Source organism: Streptomyces sp. NPDC127038, assembly GCF_042725875.1.
In the GTDB taxonomy this organism is placed as follows: domain Bacteria; phylum Actinomycetota; class Actinomycetes; order Streptomycetales; family Streptomycetaceae; genus Streptomyces.
In genome coordinates, this window is record NZ_JBHXDQ010000123.1 from 1 (window position 1) to 8,737 (window position 8,737).

Sequence of the window (8,737 nt, forward strand, 5' to 3'; positions counted from 1 at the left end):
GGCCGGCTCCCTCACGTCCACGCGCCCGGTGGCTACGGGACGTCGGCCGCCGAGTCCTCGGGCGCGAGGTCGGGGCGCAGCCGCAGCCACGAGGGCTGGCGCAGCAGTCCGGCGCGGGTACGGGTGCTGTAGCGGACCTCGCCGACCAGCCGGGGCAGTACCCAGCGTGCCTCGGCGGCCCGCGGGAGGCTGTCGAAGGGGCAGCGGTCCGTCTCGGCGGCCCGCAGCAGCCGTGCGAGGTCGGCGCGTTCGGACGCGCTCCAGCCGGTGCCCACGCTGCCGACGTAGCGCAGTCTCCCCGCGTCGCGCTGGCCGACGAGCACGGCGCCCGGCAGCCCGGACAGGCGTCCCTTCCCCGGCACCCAGCCGCCCACCAGCACGTCGGCGGTCCTCAGGTTGCGGATCTTGATCCAGGACCGTGAGCGGACCCCGGGTTCGTACACCGAGTCGAGGCGCTTGCAGACCAGCCCTTCGAGGCCGCTCGCCCGGGTCGCCCGCAGCGCCTCCTCCCCGTGCCCCACGATGGCCGTCGGCGTCGACCAGAACGGGCCCTCCAGCGCGAGCTCCTCCAGCGTCCGGCGCCGGTGCTCGTAGCGTCGGCCCGTGAGATCGCCGCCCAGATGCATGACGTCGAACAGGACGAGATGGGCGGGTGCCCGCTCGGCGCGCCGGGCGGCCCTGGCCGGGGAGCGGGCGAGTCCCATCCGGGACTGGAGCAGCTGGAAGTCGCCCCGGCCCTGTTCGTCCAGGACCAGCACCTCGCCGTCCAGGACCGCCGAGGTCGTGCCGAGCGCACCGCCAAGCGCCCGCAGTTCCGGATAGGCGGCGGTGATGTCCTCTCCGGAGCGGGCCCGCAGCGTCAGCGTGCCGTCCCCGTGGAGATAGACCACGGCACGCTGACCGTCCTGTTTCGTCTCGTACGCCCAGCGTGCGTCCTGGCCGGCGGGCGGCAGGGTCCCGGGGGTCGCGAGCATGGGCGCGATCAAAGGCAGATTCACAGCTCCCTTGTCGACACTCCACCCCCGGCACACGCTCGTGTGCAGCACGTTTCGCCTGAACGGCCGCGCCGCGGCGGGACCGGGAAGGTGGCCCCTCAGTCGTCCAGGGCCCGGGCGATCAGTGTCTGGAGGTACAGGCCGCGGTGGGCGTCGAGCTCGCCGGGGCGGCCCGTGCGGACCGCGGTGGCGAACTCGCGGCGCAGCACGGGCCAGGACTCCTCGTGGTCCAGGGCCCCCGCGTCGAGGACCAGCTCGGGGTGCCTGCCGAACAGTTCGACACGCACGGTCCCGCGCTCGACCTCGACCGAGCCCGAGAGCGAGGCCTGGCTCACGGCGCCGCCCTCGTGCTCGCAGGTGAGCTCGACCCAGCGGCGCGGGTCCCCGGTCGCCCGGATCCGGACGACCGGCCCCAGCGCCGCGTCCAGCAGATCGAGCAGGTGCGGTCCGAGGTCCAGGAGGGCCCCGTGCTCCAGCCGCCACGGGGTCGCGAAGTCACCGCCGAGGAAGGCGCCGCCGACCCCGCAGGAGCGCGCGCCCGAGACGTCCAGGGCGCGTGCCTCGGCGAGGAAGCGCCGGACCGCCGGGTGGTAGCGGTTCGTCAGGACGAGCTGGGACACCGTGCCCGAGGCGTCGATCGCGTCCACGAGCCGCCGTGCCGCGGCCGGTTCGAGCGCGAGCGGCTTCTCCAGGAGCAGGGCCTTGCCCGCCTCGGCGGCCCGTACCGCGAGTTCGGCCTGTACCGACGGCGGAACCGAGAAGGCCACCGCCTCACAGCCGTCGAGCAGTTCCTCGAACGTCGCGGCGACCGCCGCGCCGTGCGGGGCCGCCGTCTCCCGGGCGGCCTCGGGCCTGCGCGCCCACACCGACGTCAGCGTCGTCTCGGGTCCGGCGGCGAGCACCCGGGCGTGCACGGCCCGCGCCCAGGGGCCCGCGCCGACGAGCCCCACCCGGACGGGGGCATGGTTCCAGGCGGGCGACGTGGTGGTCACGGCATCTCCTTCGCGCGGTACGGGGCCTGACGCGCCGTCGGCCCCGGCGTCCGCACGGAGGAGCGCGGGCGGCCGGACGGCGGATCTTCGGACGTGTGGACAGACTTCACCACGGCGCCCGGCGCTTCGGCCAGTGCTCCGGCCGTGCTCTCACCGCTCCCCGTCCCACGAGGGGCACGCGGGGGCGCGTGAGTCCGGCGCCCGGACCGGGAAGCGCGCCTCTGTCGGTCCCGGCCCGCCGCGCGTCATCATGCCGGACATGGATCCCACACAGGACAAAGCAGGCTTCGGGGACGGTGCCGGCCTGCCCGCGCTGCCGGAGGACTGGGAACGGTGTCTCGCCGTGGCCGCCCACCCGGACGACATCGAGTACGGCACGGCCTGCGCCGTCGCCCGCTGGACGGCGCAGGGCAAGCAGGTGACCTATCTGCTGGCGACCAGGGGAGAGGCGGGCATCGACGGCCTGCACCCGGACCGGGCCGCGCCCCTGCGCGAGGCCGAGGAGCGGGCCGGCGCGCGTGAGGTCGGCGTCGGGACCGTCGAGTTCCTCGACCACCGCGACGGCGTCGTCGAGTACGGGATCGGGCTGCGCCGGGAGATCGTCCGCGCGATGCGCAAGCACCGGCCGGAGATCGTGGTGTCCGGCGCGTTCACGGTACGGATGATCGGCGGCATCACCAATCAGGCGGACCACCGCGTGGTGGGCCTGGCCGCCCTCGACGCGGCACGCGACGCGGGGAACCGCTGGATCTTCCCCGAACTCGCCGACGAGGGCCTGGAGCCCTGGAACGGCATCCGGATGGTCTGCTTCGCCGGAGCCGAACAGCCCAGCCACGGCGTCGACGTCACCGGCGAACCCCTCGAACGCGGCATCGCCTCCCTGGAGGCGCACGCCGAGTACACCAAGGGCCTCGGCGAGGGCGCCTTCGCGCCCCGGCCGTTCCTGACCTGGGTGGCCGGGATGGGCGGAGCCGCCCTCGGCGTCGAGTCCGCCGTCCTCTTCGACGTGCACCAGCTCGTCCCGGACGGTCCGCCGCCCTGGGTGTGAACACCGGTTCCGGGGACGGCGCCCGGCGCACCGACCGGGGCGGACCCGGCCGGACGGGGGCGGACCCGGGCGTACCCGGGCCCGTCCCGGAGGCGGCACGCTCCCGACGGCGTGTCACCCGGATCCCCGTGCCGTGAACGCGACTTGACCCGATCGTGGGGGCCGGGGCGGCGGCGGAATCGTAGGGTGTGGGCGAGTGATCACCGTCGAACCGGAGGAGCGAACGTGACACCACGCCCGCACGAGGCCGCACGACGCACAACCGTCCTACGCCGCGAGGCCGTCGTGGCGGCCGTCCCCGTCGCGCTCGCCGCGCTGCTCACCGCGGCGGGCCCCGCCACGGCGGCCGGGACCGTGGGAGCCGCGGGCGCCGGAGACCCGTACTTCCCCCTCTCGGGCAACGGCGGCTACGACGTCCACCACTACGACCTGACCCTCGGCTACGACCCGCACAGCCGCCACCTCGACGGCAAGGCCGTCATCACCGCCAGAGCGACCCAGCGGCTGACCCGCTTCGACCTCGACCTCAGCGGTCTGAAGGTCACCGGCGTCACCGTGGGCCACACCAAGGCCGCCTTCCGGCGCGACGGCCGGGAACTCGTCGTCACCCCGCGCGAGGCCCTGCGCAAGGGCCAGGAGTTCCGCGTCACCGTCACCTACTCCGGCACCCCGAAGCCGGTCACCGACCCCGACGGCTCCCTCGACGGCTGGATCCCCACGGACGACGGAGCGTTCGTGGCCGGCGAACCCCAGGGCGCGATGACCTGGTTCCCCGCCAACAGCCACCCCACGGACAAGGCGTCGTACGACTTCACGCTGACCGTCCCGAAGGGGCGCACGGCCGTCGCCAACGGCGTGCTGCTCGCACAGCGGACCGCGAACGGCCGGACCACCTTCCGCTGGCGCCAGTCCGAGCCGATGGCGGCCTATCTCGCCACCGCGACCGTCGGCACGTTCAAGGTCGAGCAGTACACCACCCGCGACGGCCTGAAGATCTACAACGCGATCGACCCGCGCGAGGCGGCCGCCGCCGATCCGGTCGTCAAGAAGCTGCCGTCCGTGCTGGCCTGGGAGAGCAAGGTCTTCGGCCCCTACCCCTTCCGGGCGGCCGGAGCCATCGTCGACCACGCCCCGCAGGTCGGCTACGCCCTGGAGACCCAGACCCGCCCCGTGTACGACTCCGCGCCCGACCTGGAGACCCTCGTCCACGAGAGCGCCCACCAGTGGTTCGGCGACTCCGTCACCCTGACCCGGTGGAAGGACATCTGGCTCAACGAGGGCTTCGCCACCTACGCGGAGTGGCTGTACGCCGAGCAGCACGGCGGCAAGAGCGCGCAGAAGGCCTTCGACACGCTCTACGCCACCCCCGCGGGCAAGGACCTCTGGGCGTTCCCGCCCGGTGACCCCGGCAGCGGCGCGCACATCTTCGACACCCCGGTCTACGCCCGCGGGGCCATGGTCCTGCACAAGCTGCGCACGGCCGTCGGTGATCCCGTCTTCTTCCGCGTCCTGCGCACCTGGGCCGCCGCCCACCGGGACGGGCACGGCACGACGGCCCAGTTCATCGGGCTCGCGGAGAAGGAGTCGGGCAAGGACCTGTCCGGTCTCTTCCACACCTGGCTCTTCACGGCCGGGAAGCCCGCCTCGTCCTGAGGCGGGCTTCCCGGGACGGTGTGACCGCGGTCCGGCTCAGGCGGGCCGCAGCCACACCGTCGCCAGCGGCGGCAGCGTCAGCTCGATGCTGGTCGGACGGCCGTGCATCCCGATCGCCTCGGCCTTCACCGGCTCGGGGCCGGTGACGTCGCTGCCGCCGTAGCGCAGGTCGTCGGTGTTGAGGACCTCGCGCCAGGCGGGAACGTCCTCGGGGACGCCGAGGCGGTAGCCGTGGCGGACGGCGGGGGAGAAGTGGGAGACGGCGAGCAGCGGGGTGCCGTCGGCGGCGTGGCGCAGGAACGCGAAGACGTTGTCGTCGGCGGCGTCCCCGACGACCCAGGTGAAGCCGGAGGGGTCCGTGTCGCGCTCCCACAGGGCCGGCTCGCCGCGGTAGAGGGTGTTGAGGTCGCGCACGAGATCCTGGACCCCGCGGTGGTCGGCCTCGGCGCCGTAGGCCGGGTCGAGCAGCCACCAGTCGGGGCCGTGGGCTTCCTTCCACTCACCGCCCTGGGCGAACTCCTGCCCCATGAACAGGAGTTGCTTGCCGGGGTGGGCCCACATGAAGCCGAGGTAGGCGCGCAGGTTCGCGCGCTGCTGCCACCAGTCCCCGGGCATCTTGGACACGAGTGACTGCTTGCCGTGCACGACCTCGTCGTGGGAGATCGGCAGGACGTAGTTCTCGCTGTAGGCGTACACCATCGAGAACGTCATCTCGTTGTGGTGGTACTTGCGGTGGATCGGCTCGTGCTGGACGTACTCCAGCGAGTCGTGCATCCAGCCCATGTTCCACTTCAGCCCGAAGCCGAGCCCGCCGTCGGAGGTCGGGCGGGTGACGCCGTCCCAGGCGGTGGACTCCTCGGCGATCGTGACGACACCCGGATTGCGGCGGTAGACCGTGGCGTTCATCTCCTGGAGGAACGCCACCGCGTCGGGATTGTCCCGCCCGCCGAACTCGTTGGGGGCCCACTGGCCCTCTTCGCGGGAGTAGTCGAGGTAGAGCATGGAGGCGACGGCGTCGACGCGCAGGCCGTCGATGTGGAACTCCTCGCACCAGTAGGTGGCGTTGGCGACGAGGAAGTTGCGGACCTCGCGGCGGCCGTAGTCGAACTCCAGGGTTCCCCAGTCCGGGTGGTCGGCGCGCCGGGGGTCGGCGTGCTCGTACAGGGGGCGGCCGTCGAACTGGGCGAGGGCCCAGTCGTCGCGCGGGAAGTGGGCGGGGACCCAGTCCATGAGGACGCCGACACCGGCCCGGTGCAGGGCGTCGACGAGGTACTTGAAGTCGTCGGGCGTGCCCAGCCGCGCGGTGGGGGCGTAGAACCCGGTGACCTGGTAGCCCCAGGAACCGCCGAACGGATGCTCGGCGACGGGCATCAGCTCGACATGCGTGAACCCGAGGTCCGACACGTACGCGGGCAGCTGGTCGGCGAGCTGACGATACGTCAGACCGGGCCGCCAGGAGGCCAGGTGGACCTCGTACACCGAGAACGGCCCCTCGTGCAGCGGGCGTCGCTTCGCCCGCTCCTTCATCCACTTCGCGTCCTGCCACGTGTACGACGACCGGGTCACGACCGACGACGTGGCGGGCGGTGCCTCGGTGCGCCGGGCCATCGGGTCGGCGCGCAGGGTGCGGGAGCCGTCGGGGCGGGTGATGTCGAACTTGTAGAGCGCTCCCTCACCCATGCCGGGGAGGAACACCTCCCACACACCGGAGGAACCGAGCGAGCGCATCGGGAACCCGGCGGCACCGTCCCAGTGGCAGAAGTCCCCGCAGACCCGCACCCCTTGGGCGTTCGGGGCCCAGACGGTGAACCGGGTTCCCTCGACACCCTCGTGGGTCATCGGTTCGGCGCCGAGCGCCCGCCACAGTTCCTCGTGCCGGCCCTCGCCGATGAGATGCAGGTCCAGCTCGCCGAGCGCGGGCAGGAACCGGTAGGGGTCCTGCGTCTCGAACTCGTTGCCGTCGTACGTCACCACCAGCGTGTACGCCGGGATCCCGTCCAGCGGCAGCACACCGCCGAAGAACCCGTCGCCCAGGTCCTCCAGCGCGCTGCGCCGCCCGTCGACCACGACCGCCACCCCCTGGGCGTACGGCCGCAGCGCCCTGAACAGCACGCCGCCCGGCACCGGATGGGCACCGAGCACCGCGTGCGGATCGTGATGGGCGCCGGACAGCAGCCGCCCCCGATCCGTCGGGTCCAGCGCGGCGGACTGCGCGGACGGGGCGGCGGGCTTGGCCCGTCGTACGCGGGTGGATGCGGTGCGGGTCACGGCTGGGGCCTCTCGGAGCGGGGGCGGTCGGGGGAAGTACCGGACCGGACGGGCCGGTTGCCCGTCGTCGGTCGGTGGTCGGTGGCCGGTGGGCCGGGGTGGACGGTTCCTGGTCGGTGGTCGGTGGTCGGTGGTCGGTGGTCGGATGGCGGGGTTCGGCGGTCAGGGGCGGTCGGCGAGTCGTCCGACCGCCGCCATGGGCACGGGCAGCCAGTCGGGACGGTGCCGTGCCTCGTAGAGCACCTCGTACACGGCGCGGTCCGTCTCGTACGCGCGCAGCAGTTCGGGTTCCTCGCGGGGATCCCAGGCCGCCGCGGCGGCATAGCCCGCGCAGAAGGCCTCCCGGCAGCGCTCCGCCCACTCCGGACGCCACGGCTGCCGGGACCGGGCCGCGTAGTCGAAGGACCGCAGCATGCCCGCGACATCGCGGACGGGCGACTGGACACGCCGACGTTCGCTGATCGGGCGGGCGGGTTCACCCTCGAAGTCGATGACGGACCACCGTCGCCCGGCCCGCAGGACCTGGCCGAGGTGGAGGTCGCCGTGGATGCGCTGGGCGGGGCGGACAGCCGAGTCCAGCACGGCGAGCGCGTCGAAGGCCGAACGCAACCCGGGTGCGTGCGGGCGGAGTTCGGGGACGGAGCGGACCGCCGCGTCGAGCCGTTCGTGCATCGCCTCCGCGAGCCGCTTGTTGCGGCACGGGTCCGGAGCGTCCACCGGGAAGGCCGTGGCCAGGGCCAGATGCACCTCGGCGGTGGCCCGTCCCAGTTCGAACGCCTCGCCGGCGAAATCCTGCCGTGAGCCGAGGGATTCGAGTGCCAGCGCCCAGCCGTCGGCGGCGCCCCGCAGATACGGCTGGAGGACGCCGAGGGTCGCCTCCCGCGGCTCCGAGGTCCGGAACCACGCGGCCGGCGCGGGGACGCGGTCGCAGCCCTGCCGGGCCAGTGCGCGCGGCACCTCGAGGTCCGGGTTGATGCCGGGCTGGACGCGCCGGAAGACCTTCAGTATGAACGCGTCCCCGTAGACCAGGGAGGTGTTGGACTGCTCGGCGTCGAGGAGGCGCGGGGTGAGACCGGAGGGCACCGTCACCCGGGGATCGCCCTCGAACCGCAGCGGTCCCGCCGTACCCGAACGGCGCAGCCGCTCCAGGAGCAGCCCCGCGGCCTTCGGGTCGTGGAAGGCGTCGTACACGGTGAGGCCGGCCAGCGGACCGGCGCTCGCCCGGCCGATGAAGGCGTGGGCCAGCCGGGGCGGCAGGACCTCCCGGACCCCCAGGAGCAGCTGGTAGCAGTCCTCGGCCTCGGGGGCGCCGGCCGTGCCGTGGGTTGGCGGGCCCAGGTGCTCGGTGCGGACCAGCAGATGCAGACACCCCGGGTACAGCTCGGTCGTCGACAGCAGCGTCACATCCGTCACGGGCCTGCCCTTGCCGGCGAACCAGCGCTGCCGGGGCAGCCAGGCCCGCAGCAGTTCGGCCAGCGAGGTGAGCAGCGGAGCGGTGTCGGGACCGCTCGGGCGCCGCAGTGCGGTGTTCGGCATGACGGCACGTCCTTTCAGGGGCGGGCGGGCTGTCGAGGGGTACGCGTTCACGAGCGCTTCGTGGTGCCGGGCACCACCGCGGGGCGCAGCCGGAACCAGTAGAAGCCGTGGCCCGCGAGGGTGAGCAGATAGGGCAGTTCGCCGATGGCGGGGAAGCGGACGCCGCCGATGAGTTCGACCGGGTGGCGGCCGTTGAACTCGCGGAGGTCGAGTTCGGTGGGCTGGGCGAAGCGGGAGAAGTTGTG

At 73.4% G+C, this 8,737-nt stretch carries 7 protein-coding genes; 2 read left to right on the top strand and 5 right to left on the bottom strand.

The features are described 5' to 3' along the window. Window positions 1-32: 32 nt before the first annotated feature. Window positions 33-974: an ATP-dependent DNA ligase gene (locus ACFWI4_RS40620; RefSeq protein ID WP_387206670.1), complete on the bottom strand. Its 942-nt coding sequence runs from the start codon at window positions 972-974 to the stop codon at window positions 33-35. 119 nt (window positions 975-1,093) lie between these two features. After that, a complete protein-coding gene (locus ACFWI4_RS40625) occupies window positions 1,094-1,987 on the bottom strand; it encodes a Gfo/Idh/MocA family protein (RefSeq protein WP_387206672.1) in 894 nt (297 codons plus the stop codon). 259 nt (window positions 1,988-2,246) lie between these two features. On the opposite strand from ACFWI4_RS40625, the gene ACFWI4_RS40630 reads away from it, so the two are divergent. Both ACFWI4_RS40630 and ACFWI4_RS40635 read left to right on the top strand, forming a co-directional pair. Then, complete coding sequence (locus tag ACFWI4_RS40630) at window positions 2,247-3,035, top strand: PIG-L deacetylase family protein (protein WP_387206674.1); 789 nt, start codon at window positions 2,247-2,249, stop codon at window positions 3,033-3,035. A 225-nt stretch (window positions 3,036-3,260) separates the two neighbouring features. Beyond that, window positions 3,261-4,688, top strand: coding sequence for a M1 family metallopeptidase (locus ACFWI4_RS40635; RefSeq protein WP_387206676.1), 1,428 nt, complete (start codon window positions 3,261-3,263; stop codon window positions 4,686-4,688). A 36-nt stretch (window positions 4,689-4,724) separates the two neighbouring features. Here ACFWI4_RS40635 and glgB read toward each other — a convergent pair whose 3' ends face one another. The 3 genes from glgB to ACFWI4_RS40650 all read right to left on the bottom strand — a co-directional run. Beyond that, entirely contained in the window at window positions 4,725-6,956 is a 2,232-nt protein-coding gene (gene glgB / locus ACFWI4_RS40640; RefSeq protein ID WP_387206678.1) for a 1,4-alpha-glucan branching enzyme, read from the bottom strand. A gap of 162 nt (window positions 6,957-7,118) precedes the next feature. Next, complete coding sequence (locus tag ACFWI4_RS40645) at window positions 7,119-8,492, bottom strand: maltokinase (protein WP_387206681.1); 1,374 nt, start codon at window positions 8,490-8,492, stop codon at window positions 7,119-7,121. A 47-nt stretch (window positions 8,493-8,539) separates the two neighbouring features. Further along, window positions 8,540-8,737, bottom strand: a 198-nt coding sequence (locus ACFWI4_RS40650) for an alpha-glucosidase C-terminal domain-containing protein (RefSeq protein ID WP_387206683.1), incomplete at its 5' end; no start/stop codon positions are given.

Bases quoted from the DNA above. Each gene is read 5' to 3' on its own strand.
- ACFWI4_RS40620 (WP_387206670.1), bottom strand. From the start codon at position 974: ATGCTCGCGACCCCCGGGACCCTGCCGCCCGCCGGCCAGGACGCACGC.
- ACFWI4_RS40630 (WP_387206674.1), top strand. From the start codon at position 2,247: ATGGATCCCACACAGGACAAAGCAGGCTTCGGGGACGGTGCCGGCCTG.
- ACFWI4_RS40645 (WP_387206681.1), bottom strand. From the start codon at position 8,492: ATGCCGAACACCGCACTGCGGCGCCCGAGCGGTCCCGACACCGCTCCG.